Below are 21,966 nucleotides of genomic sequence, written 5' to 3' on the forward strand. Positions count from 1 at the left end.
TCCGGCTGCGGAAAAGGATAGAAGCGTTCCGGAAACGAACAACAGCGGCAGCCTTGGAGAGCTTGCTCTCCTCAGGCTGCCGCTGTTGTTGTACTATCGTCTCCGTATTTAGCGGGGTTCTGCGTTTCCTGCTTCCGCTCCGAATTCCGTTTCCAGATGCCGGGCGGCTCCGTCGAGCAGGCTGTCCTCCCAAAGGTTCCAGGGAAAGGAGCTTGGCGGACGGGAGGCGAAGGACATCCACTCCTTGCTGACGGGATGCGGAATGCCTGCTTCCGCCGACCAGAGCGCGATGTCCGCATGGCCGCTTCTGGACTTGTCTCCGCGAGGGACGGGGGCTCCGTATTTCAGGTCGGCATGGAGCGGACAGCCGATGGCAGCCATCTGCACTCGGATCTGATGAGGCCGGCCGGTATGAAGGCGGACGGCCGCCAACGCCAAGCCATCCGCCTCGCCGAGCACGGCATAGGAAAGCTTGGCTTCCTTGGCGTCTCCCCGGGGCTTGTCATAAGCCGTGACGACGTTGCGCTTCGAGTCCTTGGCCAGATAATGCTTCAGCTGTCCCTTGGACTGTGGAGGCCTTCCGTTCAGAACGGCCAAATACGTCTTGCTGAAGGTTCTCGTCCGCACGGAATCGGACAGCCGCCCGGCAGCCTTGGACGTCTTGGCGAACAGCATGACGCCTCCTACCGGCCGGTCCAAGCGGTGGACGAGCCCGAGAAACACGTTGCCGGGCTTGTCATGCCGTATTTTCAAGTCCTGCTTGAGAAGCGTGAGCATATCCTCGTCGCCGCTCTCATCCGCCTGTGACGGAATGCCAGGCGGCTTCACGACCGCGAGCAGATGGTTGTCCTCGTAAAGCACGGGAATGCCCGTAGAGGCCGCCATGCTCTCAGGCCTCCCAGCGGCCCAGGATGCCGCATGGCAGCACGAGACCGGACGCGCTGATCGGAAGGCCGATCTCGCCGCAGTTGATGCTGCCGCCGAAGCGCTTGCCTGCGGTCATATGGAGCAGGTTGTGGAGCACCTGCGGCGACAAGCCCGTCGTATAGGAGTTGATCAGCAGGAAGAGCGGGTTGTCGGTCAGTATTTCCATGCAGGATTCCAGGAAGGGGAACAAGCTGGACTCCAGCTTCCACATTTCTCCGCCCGGACCTCGTCCGTAGGACGGAGGATCCATGATGATGGCATCGTATTTGCTGCCGCGGCGCTGCTCGCGCTGCACGAATTTGAACACATCATCCGTAATGTAGCGGATGGGCCGGTCGGCCAGGCCGGACAGCTGAGCATTTTCCTTGGCCCATTGGACCATGCCCTTGGCCGCGTCGACATGGCAGACGTCGGCTCCGGCCGCTCCGGCTGCAACGGTGGCTCCGCCGGTATACGCGAACAGATTGAGCACGCGGACAGGGCGCCCTGCGCCGCGGATCTTGTCCATCATCCAGCTCCAGTTGACCGCCTGCTCCGGAAACAGTCCCGTATGCTTGAAGTTGGTCGGCTTGATGTTGAACTTCAGTTCACCGTAGGATACGGTCCATTTGTCCGGAAGCTGCTTGCGGAAATCCCATTGCCCGCCGCCGGCCGAGCTGCGGTGGTAATGGCCGTCTGCGCTCGACCAGCTGCGGCGGTCGCCCCGGTAAGGCCATATGATTTGCGGATCCGGCCGGCGCAGGGTGACATCCCCCCAGCGCTCCAGCTTGTCTCCGTCGCCAGTATCGATAAGTTCGTAGTCTTTCCATTGGTCTGCAATGTACATAGTGGTCTGCTTGGCCCCTTTGCTTCAACAATCGTCCACTTATTATATCGGGTGGCCGTTGGGGAAGCAATGAAAGCGGCAAGGAGAGGGGACATTCGCAGGAACTTGAAACGAACAGGGAGATTCCCGGAAAACGAAGGTAAAAAAAGGATTCCGGCAGCGTGGCCGATCAGGGAAGCTTAAGAGGAATAGAGAATGCTCGAACCTTTTAGAAAAGCGAAGAGCAGGAAATGGCAAGGAGATCATGAAAGGAGGCAGGAAGGAGGGCGGGCAGGAAGGCTGGAGACGGAAAAGCGGGCAGGAACGCTTGCGGCGGAAAAGCGGGTGGAGGAGAAAAAAAGCGGGTGGATTCGCTTTGAAAAGCATAAAAGGCGTCTGAGGCGGACCCCGGCAGGGAAGCCGAAGCGCCTGCCCCTCCCGCGGCATGAAGGCAGGCGCCTATTCGGCTTGCTTGAGCACATCCATCATCCGGTCAATGGAACGCTGACGCTTCTCGGCATCCATTCCGTTCAGAATTTTCAGAATTTCGAACGTTTCCGGAGCGACCTGGGCTTCGCTTTGATTTTGCTCTCCGCCGATCATATAATCCAGGGAGACTTCAAAAAACGCGGCAAGCTTGATCAAGGTTTCATAGACAGGCTGGCGGTTATTGATTTCATAATGACTGTAGGCGGAGCGGGTAATGCCGATCTTTTTCGATACCTCCTCCTGGGACATGTTCTTGTTAAGCCGGAGTTCACGCAATCGATCTCCCATCGTCAGGGTCATGTCGGGCTGCTCCTTACTTCGTTCTAAGCGGCAGTGCCTGTTGAAGATTGCGGGCATGCGGCGGCACGGCCTCAATCAAACTTTATGATACAATATGTATCATTGTCAAGCGAACGCAAGGAGATCCTGTCGGATAACGCGAATCGCAAACACTAATTCAACGGCTGGAACCTTTGCGGGCCACATCGGAGGGAGAGGGAAGGAATGATTCAAACAACGAAGCTGTGGATTGGCGGAAAATGGGTAGAAGGAAGCCGAACCGAGCCGCTTCAAGCGCCTTATGGAGGAGAGTGCCTGGCGGAAATCGGTTATGCTTCGAAGGAGCAGGCCGTGCAAGCCGTCATCGCCGCAAGAGACGCTTTCCGCGAATTCCGTGCCGTGCCCGCCCATCGCAGAAGCTCGATCCTGTATCAGGCTGCCGATCTGCTGGAGCGCCGCAGCGCCGAAGCGGCCGAGATCGCCGCCTTGGAAGCGGGCAAGCCGATCAAGGCTGCCCGGGCCGAGATCGCGCGTACGGTGCAGACCTATCTGTTTGCCGCGGAGGCGGCGAGAAACCTGAGGGGAGAGACGATTCCGATGGACGCGGCTCCCCGCGGCGAAGGACGAAGGGCGATGCTCGGGCGAGAGCCTGTCGGCGTCGTAAGCGCGATTACGCCGTTCAACTTCCCGTTCAATCTCGTCGCCCACAAGGTCGGTCCGGCCATCGCGGCGGGCAACTCGATCGTGCTCAAGCCCGCCGAGCAGACGCCTCTATCGGCGCTGTTCCTCGCCGAGCTGTTCGAGGAAGCCGGCCTGCCGGACGGCGTACTGAACATCATCCCCGGCAGCGGCAAGGAGCTCGGGGAGACGCTTTCCTCGCATCCCGATATCGCCTTTGTCACCTTCACCGGAAGTCCGGAGGTGGGCCGGCAGATCCGGGCGCAGGCGGGTCTGCGCAAGGTGACGCTGGAGCTCGGCAGCAATTCCCCGCTGCTGATCGACCGCGGATTTTCACCGGAGGAGCTTGCGGCCATCGCCGACGAGGCGGCGGCGGGAGCTTTCGCCTACAACGGACAGGTGTGCATATCGGTGCAGCGGGTACTCGTGCATGAAGAGCATTCCGAAGCCTTCACGGAGCTGCTCGCGGAGCGCGCGCGGAAGCTGACCGCCGGAGATCCGCTGGACGAGCGGACGGACATCACTCCGCTCATCAACGCGCGGGCCGCGGAACGCCTGAAGTCTTGGCTTGAGCGGGCCAAGGAAGGCGGTGCGCGCGTGCGCTGCGGCGGGCAGTTCGACGGCTCTCTGATGATGCCGGCCGTGCTAACCGACGTGCCGGAGAACGCGGAGCTCAGCTGCGAGGAGGCTTTCGGTCCCGTTGCGGTCGTATCGCCTTTCGGCAGCTGGGAGGAGGCGATCGCGGCGGCCAACCGATCGAGGTTCGGCCTGCAGGCAGGCGTATTCACGAAGCATATGGAGCATGCCCTGCAGGCGGCAGACCGTCTCCACTGCGGCGGCGTCATGATCAACGACGTCCCTACCTTCCGGCTCGACCATATGCCTTACGGAGGGGTCAAGGACAGCGGCAGCGGCCGGGAAGGAGTCCGGTACGCCATGGAGGAGATGACCGAGCCGAAGCTCGTCAGCTTCCGCAGCGGTTTCTTCAAGGGCTGACATGCAGTTCATGGAAGCCTTTACAGCATTTTCGGGGCGGCAGCGGTAGGGAAGAGCGGGCGGCGGCTGCACCGTTCGTCGCATTTTACGAAAGGTTGTCGACAAACATTGAATAAGCGCCGCGTTTTCTTTATAATAGAAGCACAAACGAAGCCGATCCTGTTCAATGACTCCAAGGAGCCGGGATCTTTCCCGGGCCTCCTTGACTTTCAACCTGCCATTGTCAGGCCGCCGGTTACCAAGCCGGCGGCTTTTTGCCGGGCTGATGCTTGCGAGGCGGCTTCATTGTTATCATCCGTACCAACCTTTTTCACTTAACGGAGGTAGTTGGCAAATGACCGACGAATCAAACACTAAACGGCAATGGAATGATTACTTCGGACCCAACCTGGGCTACGTCCAGGAACAGTACGAGCGCTACAGCAGCGATCCCGAATCGGTCGATCCCTCTTTCCGCGACCTGTTCGCGGAGCTGGGCGAACCGCCGGCGGACTTTGCTCCTGCAGCGGTTCACAGTGCTGCTCCGTCCGGCCAGGTTTCCGTCGACGTCTCGCTTCTGAAAAAGCTTGCCGCCGCGGAGAAGCTGGTAGGCAACATCCGCACCTACGGCCATCTGGCCGCAAACACCGATCCGCTCGGACTTCGCGCTTCCTCGGATACTCGCCTTGTCGAGCCCGCGACTTTCGATCTCACCGAGTCGGACCTCAGCCGGTTCCCGGCTTCCATCCTCTGGGATCATGCTCCAGCCAGCGTCACGAACGGCTGGCAGGCGATCCAGCAGCTTCGCAAGTCTTACACCCAATCCATCGGATTCGAATTCAGCCACGTCCATACCCAGACGGAACGGGACTGGCTCAGCGCCAAGGCTGAATCCGGCATTGCCAACTCCTCCCTGAACCCGGAAGAGCGGAAAGCTCTCCTTGACCTGCTTATTCATGTGGAACAATTCGAAGCGTATCTGCACCGCACGTTCGTCGGCCAGAAAAGGTTCTCCGTCGAAGGCGTCGACATGCTTATTCCGGTCATCGACGAAATCGTCCGCCAATCCGTTCGGAACGGAGCCGAGCATGTCCTGATGGGCATGGCGCACCGCGGCCGCCTGAACGTGCTTGCCCATGTCCTGCGCAAGCCGTACGCGAAGATCTTCTCGGAATTCCATCATGCGCCGAACAAGGAGCTCGTTCCTTCCGAAGGCTCGATGGGCATCAACTCCGGCTGGGCCGGCGACGTGAAATACCATCTTGGCGCGGACCGCTCCATCGAAACCGGCGCCCGCATCCTGCTCGCCAACAATCCGAGCCATCTGGAGTATGTCAACTCGGTGGTCGAGGGCTTCTCCCGCGCCGCTCAGGAGGACCGCAGCAAGGCCGGCTATCCGGTGCAGGAGCTCGACAAGTCCATTGCGATCCAGGTCCATGGCGACGCCGCGTTCCCGGGAGAAGGCATTGTTGCGGAAACGCTTAACTTCACCGGTCTCGACGGCTACCGCAACGGCGGTTCCATCCATATCATCGCGAACAACCGCATCGGCTTCACGACCGACAGCAAGGATTCCCGCTCCACGCACTATGCGAGCGACCTCGCCAAAGGCTACGAAATTCCGATCGTGCATGTCAACGCGGACGATCCGGAAGCCTGCATCGCGGCCGTGCGCCTGGCTTGCGAGTACCGCAACAAGTTCAAGAAGGACTTCCTGATCGATCTTGTCGGCTACCGCCGCTACGGCCACAACGAAATGGACGATCCGGAAGGCACCCAGCCGCTCGTCTACGAGAAGGTGCGCAAGCACATGACGGTTGCGAGCCTGTACGCCGAGCGTCTCAAGGCGGAGGGAGCCCTCTCCGAGGACGAGATCAACAAGCTGATCCAGAATACGCTTCAGGAGCTTCAGGACGCCTACGACGTCATGAAGGAAAATGCTGCCAACGGCAAGCATGCCGACACGGGTCCGATTCCGGTTGCTCCGGAAAATACCGAGACGGCCGTTCCGCTCGACAAGCTGCGCGAGATCAACGCCGAGCTGCTTAAATATCCGGAGGGCTTCACCGTCTATCCGAAGCTGCAGCGCATCCTGCAGCGCCGCGGCTCCATGCTCGACCAAGGCGAAAAAGTCGACTGGGCGCTCGCCGAGACGCTGGCGTTCGCGACGATTCTTGCCGACGGCAAGCCGATCCGCATGAGCGGCCAGGATGTCGAGCGCGCGACGTTCTCGCATCGCCATATCGTCCTCAACGATCATAAGACGGGCGAGAAGTTCTCTCCGATGCACCGCTTCCCGCAGGCGAAGGCATCGTTCGCGATCCACAACAGCCCGCTGACCGAGGGCGCGGTGCTCGGGTTCGAGTACGGCTACAACGTCTTCTCGCCGGAGACGTTCACGATTTGGGAAGCCCAATACGGCGACTTCGCGAACTCCGCGCAAGTCATCTTCGACCAATTCATCTCGGCGGGGCGCACGAAATGGAAGCAGCGCTCCAGCCTCGTCATGCTGCTGCCCCACGGCTACGAAGGCCAAGGTCCGGAGCATTCCAGCGCCCGCCTCGAACGTTATCTGCAGCTGTGCGCAGAGAACAACTGGACGGTGGCGAACCTGTCCACGGCGGCCCAGTACTTCCATCTGCTCCGCCGCCAGGCTGCCTGGACCGAGCATGAGGGAGCTCGTCCGCTCGTCATGATGTCGCCGAAAAGCCTGATCCGCAATCCGCGCGTCCTATCGCCCGGCGAGGATCTTGCGAACGGCAGCTTCAAGCTCGTTCTGGAGCAGAATGGCCTTGGCGCGAAGCCGGCTGCGGTCCGGCGCCTGATTCTGTGCTCGGGCAAAGTCGCCGTCGATCTCGAGGAAGCTCTGGAATCGGCCGGCGATCAGGACTTGAGCTGGCTGCATATCGTGCGCGTGGAGCAGCTGTATCCGTTCCCGCAAAAGGAAATCGCCGAAATCATCGCCCGTTACGGCAAGCTGGAAGAAATCGTATGGGTACAGGAAGAGCCGAAAAACATGGGCGCCTGGACGTTCATGGAACCCCGCATCCGCGAAGTTGCGGGCGGCAAAGCGGTCCATTATATCGGACGCCCGGACCGTTCGAGCCCGGCAAGCGGCCACCAAGACGTTCACGCCGCCGAACAACAATCCATCATCTCGCTCTCGCTGCAGCAAAAAGCGTTGAACACGATTTTACTTGGGAGGTAGAAGCAAGTGTCTGATATCAAAGTGCCTGAATTAGGCGAATCCATCTCGGAAGCAACGATCACCAAATGGCTCAAGAAAGAAGGGGAAGCCGTAGCCCAAGGCGACCTTCTTCTGGAGCTTGAAACCGATAAAGTCAACCTGGAAATCAGCGCCGATTCCAGCGGCGTGCTGAGCAGCATCGTCAAAGGCGAGGGCGACACCGTCCTCGTCGGCGAGACGATCGGCGTCATCGGAGAGGGCGGCGCGGCCGCATCCGCACCGGCCGCCGCTCCTGCGCAGCCGGTCCAGACGGAAGCGCCGGTAGCGCCTGCATCCGCACCGGCACCGGCCGCAGCACCGGCTCCGGCGCCTGCGAACGCCAGCAGCGAAGGCTCCGCCATCGCCTCGCCATCCGCGCGCAAGCTTGCCCGCGAGCGCGGCATCGACCTGAACCAGGTCAAAGGCACGGACCCTAACGGCCGCATCTACAACCAGGACGTGGCGAACCACGGCTCCGCTCCTGCCGCTCCTGCGGCAGCGCCAGCCAAAGCCCCGGCCGCTCCAGCGAAGCCCAGCTTCACGGAGCAGCCAGGCAAGCCGGTCGAGCGTACGAAAATGTCCCGCCGCCGCCAGACGATCGCCAAGCGCCTGGTGGAAGCCCAGCATACGGCTGCCATGCTGACGACGTTCAACGAAGTCGACATGACGGCGATTCTGGACGTGCGCAAGCGCCGCAAGGACGCCTTCAAGGAGAAGAACGAAGTCGGCCTCGGCTTCATGTCCTTCTTCACGAAGGCTGTCGTCGGCGCGCTGAAGAAATACCCGCTGCTCAATGCGGAAATCGACGGCGACGATCTGATTCTCAAGAAATACTATGATATCGGCATCGCCGTCGCCGCTCCGGACGGCCTCGTCGTTCCGGTCGTGCGCGACGCCGATCGCCTCGGCTTCGCCGGCATCGAGAAATCGATCGCCGAGCTTGCAGGCAAAGCCCGCAAAAATACGCTGGCGCTCTCCGATCTTCAAGGAGGCACGTTCACGATCACGAACGGCGGCGTCTTCGGCTCCCTGCTGTCGACTCCGATCCTGAACGCTCCGCAGGTCGGCATCCTGGGCATGCACAAGATCCAGATCCGTCCTGTAGCCATCGACGAAGAGCGCATGGAGAACCGTCCGATGATGTACATCGCCCTGTCCTACGACCACCGTATCGTGGACGGCGCCGAAGCGGTCCGCTTCCTCGTGACCGTCAAGGAACTGCTGGAAGATCCGGAATCGCTCCTTCTCGAAGGCTGATACAGCCCATAAACAGACAAGCCCGGAGATGCCATGGCATCTCCGGGCTTTTTATATTCTTCCTTGGTTATCCCTTACATCTTGCGGTTGCAGTACAGGAGCAGAATGACATACCCGGCCCCGATGCAGACGAGGAGGTAGGACATTTCGGGAAGGTTGATGACGCCGACAAAAAGGACGACGACGCTGGCGATGAGATTGTACATGGCGACGGTCCGGTACAGCTTGTCGCGGTCCCGGATGCGGCCGGGCGCGAAGGCGGCGAGCAGCCATGGAGTGCGTCTGACGCCGGTGAAATAGGCGACGGCATAAATGATCAGAGCGAGCAGCAGCAGATACACATTCATGGTGGCTGTATCCCCTTGTTGATGAGCTGGGTCAGGCGGCCGGTGAGCGCGCTGTATCCTATATTATACGTCGGCATTCCAGGATGTGGGAATGGTTTTTATTGCGGAATAATCGGAATGTCTCCGGCCGCTGCCGCATAGGATTGTACGGGGAGCCAAGCTTGATCCGCTTGTTCATGGGAGAGGACGCCGGCCGACGGAAGCATGTCTTTCGGGAGGCGGCACTTATGGGCACGGACACGTTGATTGCGCTGCTGGCGCTGGTTGTATCGATCATCCAGCTGGCCGGGCGCAACGGCAAGCTGTAACGGCTGCACCGCAGGCGGGCAGGGAACTTTTCAGGTTCCCTGTCCGCTTTTTTGCGGGGACGGGGGCGCCGCATTCAGGCAAAGCCCGGAATGGACGGATTTCGAGGAAAGGCATTCCTATGGTATACTTGGGATATCCTATGATTGTTACGCGGAAAGGAAGACTTGCGATGGCGGGAACGAAGACGAACGGAACAGCCAAAGTGATGCTGGACGCGATGTCCAGGAGCGGATGGAGAATCACCGATCAGCGCCGCAAGCTGGCGGATATTTTCTCTGCGACCGAAGGCTACTTGTCTCCCAAGGATGTGTACGAGGCGATGGCGGTCTCTTACCCCGGCGTAAGCTTCGATACGGTGTACCGCAATTTGCGGCTCATGAGCGAGATGGGCGTGCTCGAACAGTTCTATTCCATGGATGCTGGGCTTAAGTTCAAGGCCGCCTGCTTCCATCACCATCATCATCATCTGATCTGCACGAACTGCGAAAAGACGCTTACCTTCGACTACTGCCCGATGGAGCAGGAAATGCGGCTGCCGGGCAACTTCAAGATCATGAACCACCGGTTCGAAGTCTACGGCATTTGCGAGCAATGCCAAAAGGAGCAAGCGGGGAGCTGATGGCCGGCTTGTTCTTTTTTTGCGGAGCTGCGCTGCTGGATGACGGCCTGCAGAGAGGCGGCCGGGATTTTTCCGGACAGGGCTCCAGCTTGTTTCCGTGACATGCCTTCTGACGGGGAGCCCCGGTCATTGACTTTGAGAACCGACCCTGATAGAATGGTCGAGGTGTAATGATTACTATTAAGCTGAAATTCCTTCCGACAGGCAGGAATGGCGGCAAGCAATCTACCAAATATGTAATAATTACGATAGAACATAGAAGGAGGGATGGCCATGCTTCTGGCATCCTTGAAAGACGTCGACTTCGGATACAGCGATGTGCCGACGCTCCACAACGCCTCCCTCGAGGTGCACAGCGCCGAGTTTGTCGCCGTGACGGGACCGAACGGAGCGTCCAAGACGACGCTGCTCAAGCTCATGCTCGGCTTGCTGAAGCCGTGGAAAGGCAAGGTGCAGCTGGCGCGGAAACGGGACGACGGCAGCAGGCTGACCGTCAGCTACGTGCCGCAGCAGATCGCCGCCTTCAACGGAGGCTTTCCGAGCAACGTGCAGGAGTTCGTCCTCTCCGGCGTCCACAGCCGCGGCTCCTGGCTCCGCAAGGTGACGGAGAAGGACCGGGCTGCGGCGGAAAAGTCGCTTCGCCAGGTGGGGATGTGGCAGCTTCGCAGCCGCCGCATCGGCGAGCTGTCGGGCGGGCAGAAGCAGCGCATCATCATCGCCAGGGCGCTGACCCAGCGGCCGGATCTGCTCATCATGGACGAGCCGACGACGGGCATGGATCAGGAAAGCCGGGCCGGATTTTACGAGCTGATGCGCCATATGGTCGAAGTCCACGGCATGACCATCGTCATGGTGACGCATGGACTGGATGAATGCCGACCTTACCTGGACCGGATCATCGAGCTGGAGAGAAAGGGGGAGGGCGGATGGAAATGCTGCAGTACGACTTTATGCAACGGGCATTTTGTGCCGGCGGGCTGATCGCGATCATCGCCTCCGTGCTGGGCGTGTACCTCATGCTCAGACGGCAGGCGCTCATGGCGGACATGCTCTCCCATGTATCTCTGGCCGGTGTCGCCGCAGGAGCATACCTCAATTGGAACCCGACCTTGTCGGGCTTCCTAACCGCCGTCGTCGGGGCGGTAGCGGTCGAATATGTTCGCCGTTCCTACAAGACGTACAGCGAGATATCGGTTGCGATCATCATGGTCGGAGGGCTTTCGACGGCGGTTGTCCTCATGAGCATGAACAAGAGCATCAGCAAAAGCTTCACGTCGTATCTGTTCGGATCCGTTGTCGCGGTCGATCAGACCCAGCTCGTCCTGATGGCGGCCGTAACGGTCATCGGCGGCTTGTTCTTCTTCCTGCTGCGGCGTCCGCTGTACCAGATGACTTTCGACGAGGAGACGGCGCGAGTCAGCGGCCTTCCCGTCGGGCTCATCTCGATGATGTTCAGTGTGCTCACAGGCATGATCGTCGCAGCCGCAATGCCGGTCGTCGGCGTGCTGCTCGTCTCCTCGCTGATCGTCCTGCCGGCATCGCTGGCGATCCGGATCGCCAGCCGCTTCAGCGCCGCGCTTCTGCTCGCTGTCGGCATCGGCCTGACGGGCGTATTTACCGGCCTCACGGCCTCTTACCAGCTGAGCCTGCCTCCGGGCGGCACGATCGCGCTGGTTCTCCTCGCTCTGCTGCTGATCGGCGTCGGACTCAAGAAAGCGGTCCGGTTCGTACGCTCCAAAAGCAGCCATGTGGCGGCTGCCGATACGGAGATGCATACCTACGGCCCGATTCCAAGGCTGAGCGGGGATTCACATAACCATTAATCAAGCGGAAAGAAGGGATGTACCATCATGAACAGCAAGTGGATTCGAAGCACGGCTGCAGCCGCGGCGCTGGCGCTGGTCCTAGCGGGCTGCGGCGCCAAGACGAACGGGAACGCCGCTTCCCCTGACAGCGCAGAAGGCAAGCTCAAGGTTGTCGCCACCTTTTATCCGATGGCGGAATTCAGCCGTCAGGTCGGAGGGAATCTCGTCGATGTCGCCGCTCTCGTCCCGGTCGGCACGGAGCCGCATGACTGGGAACCGAGCGCAAAGGACATGTCCAAGATCAGCGATGCGGATGTATTCGTCTACAACGGCATCGTAGAGGAATGGGCCGAGCGCGCGCTGGATAGCGCCGGAAGCACCAAGCGGGTTGCCGTCGAAGCGAGCAGCGGCATCGAGCTGCTGGAAGGCGTCGAGGAAGAAGGGCATGAAGGCCACGATCATGAAGGCGACAGCGCCGAAGAGAGCCATGGACACCCCGTCGATCCCCATGTGTGGCTGAGCCCGGCTCTGGCGATGAAGGAAGTGCGCAATATTGAAGCGGCTTTCAGCCAGGCCGATCCCGAGCATGCGGAGCAGTACAAGCAGAACGCGGATGCTTATGCTTCCAAGCTCCAGGACCTGGATGAACAATTCAAATTCCAACTAGCCGACGTCAAGCGCAAGGACTTCATCACGTCCCATGCCGCCTTCGCTTATCTGGCCAAGGAATACGGCTTGAAGCAGGTTCCGATATCGGGATTGTCGCCGGAGCAGGAGCCTTCGCCGGAGCAGATGGCTCAGGTCGTCAAGTTCGTCAAGGACAACAACGTCCGCACCATTTTCTTCGAAACGCTGGCCGACTCCAAAATCGCCGATACGATCGCGGCCGAGACGGGCGCGGGCACGGATGTTCTCAATCCGCTGGAAGGCTTGACGCAGGAAGAAACGGCCGCGCAGGAAGACTATATTTCCATCATGGAGAAGAATTTGGCTGCATTGAAGAAAGCCTTGAACGAGTAACCGCCGCTTTCTTTACGTCGAATGATCGTAAATATAACTATTTTGCCGGATTCGTCCGGCTTTATTCTCTCCATTAAATCGTAAAATTTACAAAAAGGTGAGTGGATCGTTTTGACTATGGATTCCCATACGATTGAAGGCAGCAGCAGCTATGCGCGGGTAGAAGGAAATGCGGAGAGTGGTCCAGGACGGATTTTGCCGGTTACCGTGCTGAGCGGATACCTGGGGTCGGGCAAGACGACGCTGCTGAACCATATTCTGGCCAACCGGGATGGAATGCGGGTGGCGGTCATCGTCAACGATCTCAGCGAAGTCAATATCGATGCTTCCCTGATCAGGGATGGAGGAGGGCTTTCCCGTGTGGACGAAAAGCTCGTGGAGATGTCCAACGGCTGCATCTGCTGCACGCTTCGCGAAGATTTGCTGCGGGAAGTCGAGCGGCTCGCTCAAGAGAACCGCTTTGATTACATCCTGATCGAATCGACCGGAGTGGGCGAGCCGGTGCCGGTTGCCCAGACGTTCTCGTATGCCGACGAGGAATCGGGCATCGACCTGTCCCGCTTCTGCCGGCTGGATACGATGGCGACCGTCGTGGATGCCAGCCGGTTCTGGCATGATCTCGGCTCCGGAGATTCGCTGCTGGCGAGGAAGCAGGCTGTCGGCGAAGGCGACAGCCGGGATGTGGCCGACTTGCTGATCGACCAGATCGAGTTTTGCGATGTGCTGGTGCTGAACAAATGCGATCTGGTGCCGGAGCAGGAGCTGGCGAAGCTGGAAGCGGCGCTGCGCCGTCTCCAGCCCCGGGCGAAGCTGATCCGCGCCGAGCATGGCAGGGTGGCTCCATCGGAGCTGTTGAATACCGGACGCTTCGATTTCGAAGAGGCGAGCATGTCGGCGGGGTGGCTGAAAGAGCTGGAGCAGCCGGTCCATGTTCCGGAAACAGACGAGTACGGCATTTCCAGCTTCGTGTACGAACGCGCGCGCCCCTTCCATCCGCGAAGGCTGGAGGAATGGATGGGGGACTGGCCGGAGCAGATCGTCCGCGCAAAAGGCTTCATGTGGCTGGCGAGCCGGATGGAAACGGCTCAGTCCATCAGCCAGGCGGGACCATCCATCAGCTTCGGGCCGATGGGATACTGGGCAGCGGCGCTCCCGGACGAGGAGCTGGACTTGCTCATGAGCGAGCAGCCGGATCTGAAGCAGGACTGGCATCCGCTCTACGGAGACAGGATCAACCGGGTCGTCTTCATCGGAATCGGGCTCGAAGCGGATCAGATTGCCGCGTCCCTGGACGGCTGCCTGCTTACGGATGAGGAAATGGAGGATGATTGGAGCCGACTTGAAGATGAATTGCCGGGAGCGTCCTAGTCCCGGCAAAGCCCACACGGGCAAAGCACGCACGGGCAAAGCCTGCACGGGCAAAGCCCGGACGAGCAAAGCCCACACGGTCAAAGTCTGCACGGGTAGAGCCTGCACGAGCAATGCGTGCACGGGAAAAGACCTCGCGAGCAAAGCCTGCACGAGCAATGCGCATCGCATGAACGAAGGAAAGGCCGGGCTGCTCAGCCCGGCCTTTCCTTCATTTCATGACCGCTTCAGCGACCTCCATTCCTCGGCCAGCCTCTGTTCGGGCAGATCGGTGCCGATCAGCACCAGATAAGGCTTGCCGGGATAATTGGACGGACTCCACTCCGCCCTCCCGCTGCTGAATTGCAGCAGCAGCATCCGGCCGCCGGAGACGAGGTGTCCTTTGGCGCGAAGCAGACACGCTTCGTGGCGGGACAGGAAGGCTTCGACGGCTTCGGTGTCCAGCTGCATCGTGTCCGGCGGCATCGGAAGGGTCAACGAGCGGATCGCTGCCGCTGGATTCCCTTCGGAATGCCCTTGACGGCCAGCGGGGGACGCCATTCGAAATGGAGCGAGCGTCGCTGCGCGGGAAGCCTGCAGCATCCCCGCCGGCTGCATCGCCTTCCCGGCAGCCGGCTGCCGGCGATCCGGCGCCTGAGGACGGGGATGAACGGAGTGGAGCAGCGAAGCAACGTCCATGGAACTGCGGACGGACGGCAGGAGAGCCGCTTTCCCGTTCAGCTTGCGCAGGGATTTCTGGACTTTGTCGAGCTCGCCGGCCGGAGCCAGATCCGATTTGTTCATGAGCACGATATCGGCCTCGCTTACCTGGCTGCGGAGCAGGCGCACCAGCTGCCTCTCCGCGGAGAAACGGCTGTTGTGCTCCAGAAATCGGGATGCGTCTACTACGGTCAGGACCCGTTCGAGCTGAAGTCCCGGAGGAAGCTCGTCATTCGACGGGGAGAACATGGCGACAAGCTCGGCAGGGTCCGCCACTCCCGTCAATTCCATGAAGATCAGATCCGGTTCTCCCGAAGCCAGCTGCTTCAGGCTTGCCTCGACCTCGCTTCTTTTCGTGCAGCAGATGCAGCCGTCCAGCAGCTTTTGGACCGGCAGGCTGATCTTCTCCTGCACGATCGCGCCGTCCACATCCTCGCGTCCGAGCTCGTTCATCAGTATTCCCGGCTTCAAGCCGCGCCGCTCCGTCTCCACGAGCAGGTTCAGCAGCAGGGTCGTCTTGCCGCTGCCCAGAAATCCAGTCAATATAAATACGGGAATGGACATGAAAGCTCACCTCGCATCGAAGGGTATTACAAGAAGTACTCTTGTCCGGCTTGTCTTAGAACGAGGCGTTTTGATCTTTTTCGGCGATTGAGGTACAATCAAATAAGAATGATTCTAAACAATAGCACAGGCAAAGGGGGATCAGATTCATGTCCCAGCATGCGATTGCGCTCATGGATGCTGTCAACAGCATGGTGATCGGAAAAGGGTACAGGCTGACCCCGCAAAGGCGGGCGACGCTGGAAGTGCTGATCGGGAACGAAAGCGACCATCTCAGCGCAGAAGACATCTATTTGAAAGTCAAAAAGCTGCATCCGGAAATCGGCCTTGCGACGGTCTATCGGACGCTGGAGCTGCTGAGCGAGCTCGCCGTCGTGGAGAAGATGCATTTCGGCGACGGTGTTGTCCGCTATGATCTTCGGGCGTCGGGCCAGGCGCATATGCATCATCATCTCATCTGCAGCCGATGCGGCCTCGTCAAGGAGATCCAGGACGACTGGCTCGCTGAGCTGGAAGCCAGAGTGGCCAAGGAATACGGCTTTGCCGTGACCGATCACAGGCTGGATTTCACCGGCACCTACATGCACTGCGGCAGGAAGAGCTGCCGGCGCAAAGCCGTTTCGTGATAGGACGATAGGATGGAGGAGGTCCGGTTTCAGGACAGCAGCGCCTTCAGGGAGGCTGCGGAGTCGTTGTTCCTGGCGGAGAAAGCCAAGCTGCTCGCCGTTCTTCCGGAGGCGGATATCCAGCATGTAGGCAGCACCTCCCTTCCCCGGGGACTGACCAAAGGCGACCTGGACATTCAAGTACGCGTGCGGGCCGACCGCTTCGCGGAAGCCGTCGTGATGCTCTCTTCCCTTTATGAGCGTAACGAAGGCAGCTCCAGCACGGAGCACTTCAGGGCATTCAAGGACGACGGCGCCCTGCCGCCGCTCGGCATCCAGCTCACCGTGGCAGGCTCGGAGACCGATTTTTTCTGGAAGTTCAGGGAGGTTCTGGCCAGGAACGAGTCGTATCTACAGGAATATGATTCCCTGAAACGGAGATACGAGGGCTGCGGCATGGACGAGTACCGGGCGGAGAAGAATGCATTCTTCGAGCGGCTGATGACGACGGAGGCGTTCAAAGAGCTGGATTAGGACTGGCATATGGCCAATCCGGACCGAGCTCGATGACAATGTGAGGAAGTAAACGAGGCCCCTTTAATAGGGGCTTTTTTTTTCGTCCCGCGGCGTTAAAGGGTGCGGAGAATCGTTTCCGTAAGGACAAAACTAGAAAAATGTAGATTATTGTCGAATTCTATTAAAAGAAATAAGATAAGGCTACTAGTGAACCGGGTATGTATACATAACGTGTTACAGAGAGACGCATTTCAGCAAGTTCTTCATGACCGGGATGAAATGGCTCCATGAAGGGTGGACAGGCATGAGAAAAATTCCAAAACCGGGAGCCGCAGCGGCCGCGGCCGCTGCGGTCGGGATGCTGCTGATCGTCCTTCTCTTCACCAAGCCTTACGCGGGCATGGCGGACAACGGAGATTACTTCCGGGAAATCCATAATCCGGGGCTTTATTATTTGACGGACAGCTTCGAGGACCGGCATTTCGGCTATTTCAACCGTGAATTCGGCATTCGGGAATACCCTTACGACCCGAATTCCCGCTTCGTCTCCTCGCTGTCGCTGATGATTCGGGCCGCGCTCGGCATCGATCTCGCGATAACGGGGGACAACCGATTCGACCTTCGGTTTCTTGCAGCTTTGTATTCCGTCCTGTTCCTGGCCGCGGTGTATTTGATCGTAAAGGAAGCGGCGAGCAGGCTGAAGCCGGGCATGGCGGCATTTGCCGCGGCTGCCGCGGCTTTCATTCTGGCCGATACCGGCTATACGGTCTATTTCAATTCCTTCTACGGCGAGCCGGCCTCCTATATTTTTCTCCTTCTGTCGCTGGTGCTGATGATGAGGCTGCCGGAGCGCAAGGCGGGATGGACGGCGTGGTTCATCGCCTGGGCAGCATGCGCGGTACTGTTCGCCGCAGCGAAGCAGCAGAACGCCCCGGCCGGAATTCTGTTTGCCTTGATGGGGCTAAGACTTTCCTTTCGGATGGACAAGGGCAAATGGCGGCGTGCCGCGCTCGCCGGAACGGCCGCAATCGCAGCCGCGTCCGTGGGCGTCTATCTGTTTATGACGGACGATATCAAGCATATCAACCAGTACCATGCCGTCACCCGCGGAATACTGGAAGGCTCCCTGAATCCGGAACGCGACCTGAAGGAGCTCGGCCTGGACCCCAAGTTCGCGGTTCTTGCAGGGACGACCTACTATGACAAATATCAGCTTGAACCGGTCGAATCTCCGCTGATGGAAAAAGAGTTCTACTCGAAGTTCGGATACGGAACGATTATCGGCTATTATCTCCGCCATGCGGACCGCGCTTTCGAAAAGCTGGACATGGCCGCCTCCCAGGCCTACTCCATCCGTCCGGATGCGATGGGCAACTACGAGAAAAGCGCCGGCAAGCCTTATGGGGCCAAGACCGCCTTCTTCTCCGGCTGGAGCTCGCTGAAAAAGTCGCTGTTCCCGGACGGATTCCGCTTCATTCTGCTTTATTACGGCGTCTATTACGGCGGGCTGGCCTTCTATTACGCCCGCGCATGGCGGCGGCGTCGCCATGCGGACCTGTTCCGCCTGGAAGTCATGGCGCTACCCGGCGTCATCGGCTTGTCGCAGCTTGCGATCGCCTTTCTCGGGGCGGGAGATGCGGACCTCGCCAAGCATCTCTTTTTGTTCAACGTCTGTTTCGATCTCATGTTCGGCGTCATGCTCGTGCATGCGGTCAGCCGCTTGGCCGGTTGGCTGACTATTCGATGGAAGGCAGGAATGCATCGGTGGAAATCAAGAAACTCGATATCTGGATGATGGCGCTCATCATCCTGGCGTACGGAATCGTCAACTGGTTCGCTCTGCTGCCAAAGGAAACCTATCTGGAAAACGCCATTCTGATGAGCGTGCTGTTCGCGATCGTGCTTGTCTCCTATGTGAGCAGCCTGGTCGTCGCTCTGTGCGTATCGGCCATCGCTATTTTCTTCTACGGCAGCTATGTCATGTACGGGGCCGTCGTCCTTGGAAGCGGAATCGAATCCCATGTCTACTACTGGCTGGTGCTGCTGCCGGCTGCCGCGATCATGACGGCGTCCGCGGGGCAGTCCATCCGTTCCATCCAGAGGGAGAACGGTCGCCTGCGGGAACGCTATTCGGAATACGTGACGATCGACGAGAAGACGGGCTTGGACAACGCCAAGGTGTTCCACACCGTCCTGCAGCAGTATATGGGCCTGTCCAGACGCTACAAGCTTCCCTTGTCGGTGATGCTCGTCCGGCTTGATTATTACGACGATATCCGGAGCATCGTCGGCAACGAAGCGATGGGCGACGTTGTCCGCTGGATCGGCAAGCAGCTGGTCAACAGCACCCGAACGGAGGACTCCGCCTATATGCTGGAGGACGGAAGAACGTTCGCGCTGCTGCTGCTGGGCAATGCCGACGGCGCCCAGATCGTGAAGCGGAGAATCAAGGATACGATCTACTCCTACGAGCTGGAGCGGTCGGCCAAAACCGTCTCTGTCCGGCTTGAGCTGAGAATAGGGGTAGCGGAATACGATTCCGAGCAGAACCAGGACGCCATCATGCTGCGGCGCATCGCGGAGAAGGACATGGAATATGATGTGTAGGACTCGGCTGCTCGCCCTGCTGGCAGCAGGGCTTATAGCCGGCGCATGGATCGCCGCTCCGGCCTCCGCGCTGACCATTGCGGGCAGCAACGGCAGCAGCCATTCCGTTCCCTCGGCCTCGGAGCGTCCGGATAAGGTCATGCTGCTCTACGGGAACGATGTTCCTAGAGACAGGCTCATGGCCCAGTACCGGATGCTGAAGTCGATTCACGACTCCGTCGCGCTTCAGCTGGCCGGTACCGAGATGCCGGGTGAGTGGGCCGGCTTGGCGAAAGCTTACGTGATCGGCGAGCAGGCAGAGGCGGCCGCCTCCGCCTGGCGCAAACGTTTCGCTGAAGAAGGCATCGGCCTGGAAACGCTGGACGAACCGAGAGAGCCTGGGGTGCCGAAGCCGGGTATCCGGGACACGACGACAGGCCTTTCCTATTTCATGCTGAAAGATGTCAATCCCTTTCTGGATCTCAATGAGCTGGAGCGCAAAGGGGAGTGGCTGCAGGAGAGGAACATCTCCTTTTTCGTGGAGCTTCGTCCCGTATTCGTGAACGCGGAATCGGAAGGAATAAAAGCTTATTTCGCCGAGGTCAGAAGCCTGCTGGAACGAGGCGGCATTCCGCTGCTCGCCCCGCTCAAGGGCTGGTCGCCTCCGGATGAGTGGCAGTCCTACGTGGAAGGCTCCATGGTCGCGGGAGTGACGGATTCATTGGAGCCCGAACGGCTTATGAAGCAGGCGTGGGATGCCTACGCGCAGCAAGGAATTTACATCGCCGGGATGAGCGGGCCGCTGGATCTGCTGTTCGATCCGTCCTGGAAGCCGATCCTTCGGCGTACCGGCCTATTCGTGGAGGATGGAGCCTGGCAAGGGTATTCCCGCGATATCGGCCCGGAGGAGGCCTGGGACGGAATCTATCTTCCCTATCGGGAAGGGCTGAAGCCGGCCGCTTCCGAAGGGGAGCTGCCCGCGGCGGCTTCCCGCGTCATCGGGCTTGAAGCCGGCGCCGATCCTGCAGCGATGTCCTCGATGCTGGAGGAAGCGGCCAGCGGCGGCACCGTATTTGCCGAGGCATCCCTCGTAGACGGCCGGATTCAATGGGACCGCGACGTCCAGCGGACCGGAGGGAGGCTGCTGATCGACGGCAATCTCCCCGCCGAGCATGTTCCTCCCGGCGGCGAACCGGCTGACCCTGCCCAGCCGGAAGCCGAAACGTCGCTCACGCTGGTGAACAAAAGCATCCAATCGGCCATGGTCGTGCTGCTTGTCGTTTCCATCCTCGTCGCCGCGGCGTTCGCCACCTTTTTCGTCGTCGGCAGGCAGATCAACCGCAGAAAGTTTTTGAGGTGAGACCATGAACGGGCAGCTTGGCGTTGTCGACTATCTTTTCCTGTATTGCATGATCTGCATCTGGGTCATGCTGCTCATCAATATCGTACTCACGATCGGCGGTTATATTTATTACCTCAAGACGCTGAGGATGCGGGTGGATGAGCCGCTGCAGAGCTATCCTTCGGTATCGGTGCTGATTCCCGCCCATAACGAAGAACGGGTAATCGGCCAGACCGTATCGGCTCTCATCCAGCTGGATTATCCCCGGGACAGGCTGGAAATCATCGTTGTGAACGACAACTCCTCGGACCGTACCGGAGAGATTCTGGCGCAATTGCAGGCCGACCATCCCGAGGTGAATCTGCGCGTGCTGACGACCGATGCCGTCACCGGAGGGAAAGGAAAATCGGGAGCGCTCAACAACGGATATCTCGCCAGCGCCGGCGAGGTTCTGGCCGTATATGACGCGGACAATACGCCGGAGCGCTCCGCGCTCAAAATTCTGGTCCACGCTCTGGAGCGGGATAAGCGGCTCGGTGCCGTCATCGGCAAATTCCGCACCCGCAATGTGTCCAAAAATTGGCTTACCCGCTTCATCAACATCGAGACGCTCGGATTCCAATGGATGGTGCAGGCGGGTAGATGGCAGCTGTTCGGACTGAGCACGATACCGGGAACGAACTTCGTCGTGCGGCGCTCCATCATCGAAGAGATGGGAGGATGGGATACGAGAGCGATCGCGGAGGACACCGAGATCAGCTTCCGGATCTACCGGCTCGGCTACCGGATTCAGTACATGCCGCTGTCGGTGACCTGGGAGCAGGAGCCGGAGACGGTCCCGGTATGGATCAAGCAGCGCAGCCGCTGGGTGAAAGGCAACATCTACGTGCTGCTCAAAAACCTGGGCCTTCTCTTTTCCCGCGATTCGCGCCGGATCCGGTTCGATCTCCTTTATTTCTGCACGGTTTATTTCCTGTTCCTGAGCTCGGCTCTGCTGTCCGACGTCATTTTCATCCTCGGGATGATGGGGCTGATCGAATACAATGTAGCCGGAAATACGGTGCTTCTCTGGTTCATGGCTTATCTGGTCTTCATCCTGGAGATGGCGATCGCGCTCAGCATGGAGAAAGGACAGAGCCGGCCGCGCAACATCGGACTCATCGCCGTCATGTACTTCACCTACTGCCAGCTGTGGCTCGTCGTGGCGGTGATCGGATTTTACCAGTACGTCCGCGACGCTGTGCTGCGCAAGGAAGCCAGATGGTACAAAACGGAACGATTCTAGGAGGATAATGAAATGCAGATAAAAGCGATCGCCGCCTTGTTGCTTGCATCCATCCTGCTTGCGTCATTTCCCGGCGCGGGCAGCGCCGGAGCGGTGCCGGCGGCCAACGCGGCAGGGACTTCGTCCGCCGCCCAGCCGGCGGCCAACGCGGCAGGGACTTCGTCCGCCGCCCAGCCGGCGGCCAACGGGGCAGGGACGCCGTCCGCCGCGGAGCCGACGGCAAATGCGGCAGCGACGCCGTCCGCGGCCCAGCCGACGGCCGACG

The 21,966-nt window shown here is 59.7% G+C and carries 20 protein-coding genes and 1 pseudogene; 16 read left to right on the forward strand and 5 right to left on the reverse strand.

The window, feature by feature from the left end:
• Positions 1 to 108: 108 nt before the first annotated feature.
• From VE23_RS03165 to VE23_RS03175, 3 genes are all read right to left on the reverse strand, one after another.
• Positions 109 to 885, reverse strand: coding sequence for an RluA family pseudouridine synthase (locus VE23_RS03165; protein ID WP_049867269.1), 777 nt, complete (start codon positions 883 to 885; stop codon positions 109 to 111).
• Positions 886 to 889: 4 nt separating this feature from the next.
• The gene (locus tag VE23_RS03170; protein ID WP_021879804.1) at positions 890 to 1,753 is read right to left on the reverse strand and encodes a class I SAM-dependent methyltransferase; all 864 of its coding nucleotides are present in this window, start codon (positions 1,751 to 1,753) and stop codon (positions 890 to 892) included.
• Positions 1,754 to 2,191: 438 nt separating this feature from the next.
• Positions 2,192 to 2,521 (reverse strand): helix-turn-helix domain-containing protein, encoded by a 330-nt coding sequence (locus VE23_RS03175; protein ID WP_048744245.1) that lies wholly within the window; start codon positions 2,519 to 2,521, stop codon positions 2,192 to 2,194.
• Positions 2,522 to 2,725: 204 nt separating this feature from the next.
• On the opposite strand from VE23_RS03175, the gene VE23_RS03180 reads away from it, so the two are divergent.
• The 3 genes from VE23_RS03180 (at position 2,726) to odhB (ending at position 8,636) form a co-directional block, all read left to right on the forward strand.
• A complete protein-coding gene (locus tag VE23_RS03180) occupies positions 2,726 to 4,174 on the forward strand; it encodes an aldehyde dehydrogenase family protein (protein WP_049867270.1) in 1,449 nt (482 codons plus the stop codon).
• Positions 4,175 to 4,508: 334 nt separating this feature from the next.
• Positions 4,509 to 7,361 carry a 2-oxoglutarate dehydrogenase E1 component gene (locus VE23_RS03185; protein ID WP_048744247.1) on the forward strand — a complete coding sequence of 951 codons (2,853 nt, stop codon included), beginning with the start codon at positions 4,509 to 4,511 and terminating at the stop codon, positions 7,359 to 7,361.
• A gap of 6 nt (positions 7,362 to 7,367) precedes the next feature.
• Positions 7,368 to 8,636 (forward strand): 2-oxoglutarate dehydrogenase complex dihydrolipoyllysine-residue succinyltransferase, encoded by a 1,269-nt coding sequence (gene odhB, locus VE23_RS03190; protein WP_049867271.1) that lies wholly within the window; start codon positions 7,368 to 7,370, stop codon positions 8,634 to 8,636.
• Between the two features lie 74 nt (positions 8,637 to 8,710).
• Here odhB and VE23_RS03195 read toward each other — a convergent pair whose 3' ends face one another.
• Positions 8,711 to 8,983, reverse strand: a complete 273-nt coding sequence (locus tag VE23_RS03195) for a hypothetical protein (RefSeq protein ID WP_021880206.1) — start codon at positions 8,981 to 8,983, stop codon at positions 8,711 to 8,713.
• A gap of 161 nt (positions 8,984 to 9,144) precedes the next feature.
• Here VE23_RS03195 and VE23_RS26330 point away from each other — a divergent pair, with 161 nt between their 5' ends.
• The 6 genes from VE23_RS26330 to VE23_RS03220 all read left to right on the forward strand — a co-directional run bounded on the left by VE23_RS26330 (position 9,145) and on the right by VE23_RS03220 (position 14,104).
• On the forward strand, positions 9,145 to 9,291 hold the full coding sequence (locus VE23_RS26330; protein WP_157053899.1) for a hypothetical protein: 147 nt from the start codon (positions 9,145 to 9,147) through the stop codon (positions 9,289 to 9,291).
• Between the two features lie 170 nt (positions 9,292 to 9,461).
• Complete coding sequence (locus VE23_RS03200; RefSeq protein WP_049867272.1) at positions 9,462 to 9,911, forward strand: Fur family transcriptional regulator; 450 nt, start codon at positions 9,462 to 9,464, stop codon at positions 9,909 to 9,911.
• A gap of 273 nt (positions 9,912 to 10,184) precedes the next feature.
• The gene (locus VE23_RS03205; RefSeq protein ID WP_048749550.1) at positions 10,185 to 10,892 is read left to right on the forward strand and encodes a metal ABC transporter ATP-binding protein; all 708 of its coding nucleotides are present in this window, start codon (positions 10,185 to 10,187) and stop codon (positions 10,890 to 10,892) included.
• Complete coding sequence (locus VE23_RS03210) at positions 10,838 to 11,734, forward strand: metal ABC transporter permease (protein ID WP_049867273.1); 897 nt, start codon at positions 10,838 to 10,840, stop codon at positions 11,732 to 11,734. The genes VE23_RS03205 and VE23_RS03210 overlap by 55 nt, the downstream gene beginning before the upstream one ends.
• A 27-nt stretch (positions 11,735 to 11,761) precedes the next feature.
• Positions 11,762 to 12,736: a metal ABC transporter substrate-binding protein gene (locus tag VE23_RS03215; protein WP_049867275.1), complete on the forward strand. Its 975-nt coding sequence runs from the start codon at positions 11,762 to 11,764 to the stop codon at positions 12,734 to 12,736.
• 111 nt (positions 12,737 to 12,847) lie between these two features.
• Positions 12,848 to 14,104, forward strand: a complete 1,257-nt coding sequence (locus VE23_RS03220) for a GTP-binding protein (protein ID WP_232316782.1) — start codon at positions 12,848 to 12,850, stop codon at positions 14,102 to 14,104.
• 216 nt (positions 14,105 to 14,320) lie between these two features.
• Here VE23_RS03220 and VE23_RS03225 read toward each other — a convergent pair whose 3' ends face one another.
• Positions 14,321 to 15,367, reverse strand: a complete 1,047-nt coding sequence (locus VE23_RS03225) for a CobW family GTP-binding protein (RefSeq protein WP_049867276.1) — start codon at positions 15,365 to 15,367, stop codon at positions 14,321 to 14,323.
• Positions 15,368 to 15,516: 149 nt separating this feature from the next.
• Here VE23_RS03225 and VE23_RS03230 point away from each other — a divergent pair, with 149 nt between their 5' ends.
• The 7 genes and pseudogenes from VE23_RS03230 to VE23_RS26940 all read left to right on the forward strand — a co-directional run.
• Positions 15,517 to 15,993 (forward strand): Fur family transcriptional regulator, encoded by a 477-nt coding sequence (locus VE23_RS03230; RefSeq protein WP_048749542.1) that lies wholly within the window; start codon positions 15,517 to 15,519, stop codon positions 15,991 to 15,993.
• Positions 15,994 to 16,005: 12 nt separating this feature from the next.
• The gene (locus VE23_RS03235) at positions 16,006 to 16,506 is read left to right on the forward strand and encodes a GrpB family protein (protein WP_049867277.1); all 501 of its coding nucleotides are present in this window, start codon (positions 16,006 to 16,008) and stop codon (positions 16,504 to 16,506) included.
• A 286-nt stretch (positions 16,507 to 16,792) separates the two neighbouring features.
• Complete coding sequence (wsfD, locus tag VE23_RS26935) at positions 16,793 to 18,283, forward strand: glycan biosynthesis hexose transferase WsfD (RefSeq protein ID WP_049867278.1); 1,491 nt, start codon at positions 16,793 to 16,795, stop codon at positions 18,281 to 18,283.
• On the forward strand, positions 18,253 to 19,095 hold the full coding sequence (locus tag VE23_RS03245) for a GGDEF domain-containing protein (protein WP_021880197.1): 843 nt from the start codon (positions 18,253 to 18,255) through the stop codon (positions 19,093 to 19,095). Before wsfD ends, VE23_RS03245 begins: the two co-directional genes overlap by 31 nt.
• Positions 19,085 to 20,434 carry a hypothetical protein gene (locus VE23_RS03250; protein ID WP_049867279.1) on the forward strand — a complete coding sequence of 450 codons (1,350 nt, stop codon included), beginning with the start codon at positions 19,085 to 19,087 and terminating at the stop codon, positions 20,432 to 20,434. The genes VE23_RS03245 and VE23_RS03250 overlap by 11 nt, the downstream gene beginning before the upstream one ends.
• Before the next feature lie 4 nt (positions 20,435 to 20,438).
• On the forward strand, positions 20,439 to 21,701 hold the full coding sequence (locus tag VE23_RS03255) for a glycosyltransferase family 2 protein (RefSeq protein WP_049867280.1): 1,263 nt from the start codon (positions 20,439 to 20,441) through the stop codon (positions 21,699 to 21,701).
• Between the two features lie 12 nt (positions 21,702 to 21,713).
• Positions 21,714 to 21,966: pseudogene (locus VE23_RS26940) on the forward strand (hypothetical protein); the annotation flags it as partial.

The organism is Paenibacillus sp. D9 (assembly GCF_001188365.1).
Lineage (GTDB): Bacteria > Bacillota > Bacilli > Paenibacillales > Paenibacillaceae > Paenibacillus_O > Paenibacillus_O humicus.

What these genes read in the sequence shown, in the direction of transcription:
- VE23_RS03195 (WP_021880206.1), bottom strand. Translation starts at nt 8,983, where the DNA reads ATGAATGTGTATCTGCTGCTGCTCGCTCTGATCATTTATGCCGTCGCC.
- VE23_RS03210 (WP_049867273.1), top strand. Translation starts at nt 10,838, where the DNA reads ATGGAAATGCTGCAGTACGACTTTATGCAACGGGCATTTTGTGCCGGC.
- VE23_RS03230 (WP_048749542.1), top strand. Translation starts at nt 15,517, where the DNA reads ATGTCCCAGCATGCGATTGCGCTCATGGATGCTGTCAACAGCATGGTG.
- wsfD (WP_049867278.1), top strand. Translation starts at nt 16,793, where the DNA reads ATGAGAAAAATTCCAAAACCGGGAGCCGCAGCGGCCGCGGCCGCTGCG.
- VE23_RS03225 (WP_049867276.1), bottom strand. Translation starts at nt 15,367, where the DNA reads ATGTCCATTCCCGTATTTATATTGACTGGATTTCTGGGCAGCGGCAAG.
- VE23_RS03175 (WP_048744245.1), bottom strand. Translation starts at nt 2,521, where the DNA reads ATGACCCTGACGATGGGAGATCGATTGCGTGAACTCCGGCTTAACAAG.
- VE23_RS03255 (WP_049867280.1), top strand. Translation starts at nt 20,439, where the DNA reads ATGAACGGGCAGCTTGGCGTTGTCGACTATCTTTTCCTGTATTGCATG.
- VE23_RS03250 (WP_049867279.1), top strand. Translation starts at nt 19,085, where the DNA reads ATGATGTGTAGGACTCGGCTGCTCGCCCTGCTGGCAGCAGGGCTTATA.
- VE23_RS03180 (WP_049867270.1), top strand. Translation starts at nt 2,726, where the DNA reads ATGATTCAAACAACGAAGCTGTGGATTGGCGGAAAATGGGTAGAAGGA.
- VE23_RS03170 (WP_021879804.1), bottom strand. Translation starts at nt 1,753, where the DNA reads ATGTACATTGCAGACCAATGGAAAGACTACGAACTTATCGATACTGGC.
- VE23_RS03185 (WP_048744247.1), top strand. Translation starts at nt 4,509, where the DNA reads ATGACCGACGAATCAAACACTAAACGGCAATGGAATGATTACTTCGGA.
- VE23_RS03215 (WP_049867275.1), top strand. Translation starts at nt 11,762, where the DNA reads ATGAACAGCAAGTGGATTCGAAGCACGGCTGCAGCCGCGGCGCTGGCG.
- VE23_RS03235 (WP_049867277.1), top strand. Translation starts at nt 16,006, where the DNA reads ATGGAGGAGGTCCGGTTTCAGGACAGCAGCGCCTTCAGGGAGGCTGCG.
- VE23_RS03205 (WP_048749550.1), top strand. Translation starts at nt 10,185, where the DNA reads ATGCTTCTGGCATCCTTGAAAGACGTCGACTTCGGATACAGCGATGTG.
- VE23_RS03200 (WP_049867272.1), top strand. Translation starts at nt 9,462, where the DNA reads ATGGCGGGAACGAAGACGAACGGAACAGCCAAAGTGATGCTGGACGCG.
- VE23_RS03165 (WP_049867269.1), bottom strand. Translation starts at nt 885, where the DNA reads ATGGCGGCCTCTACGGGCATTCCCGTGCTTTACGAGGACAACCATCTG.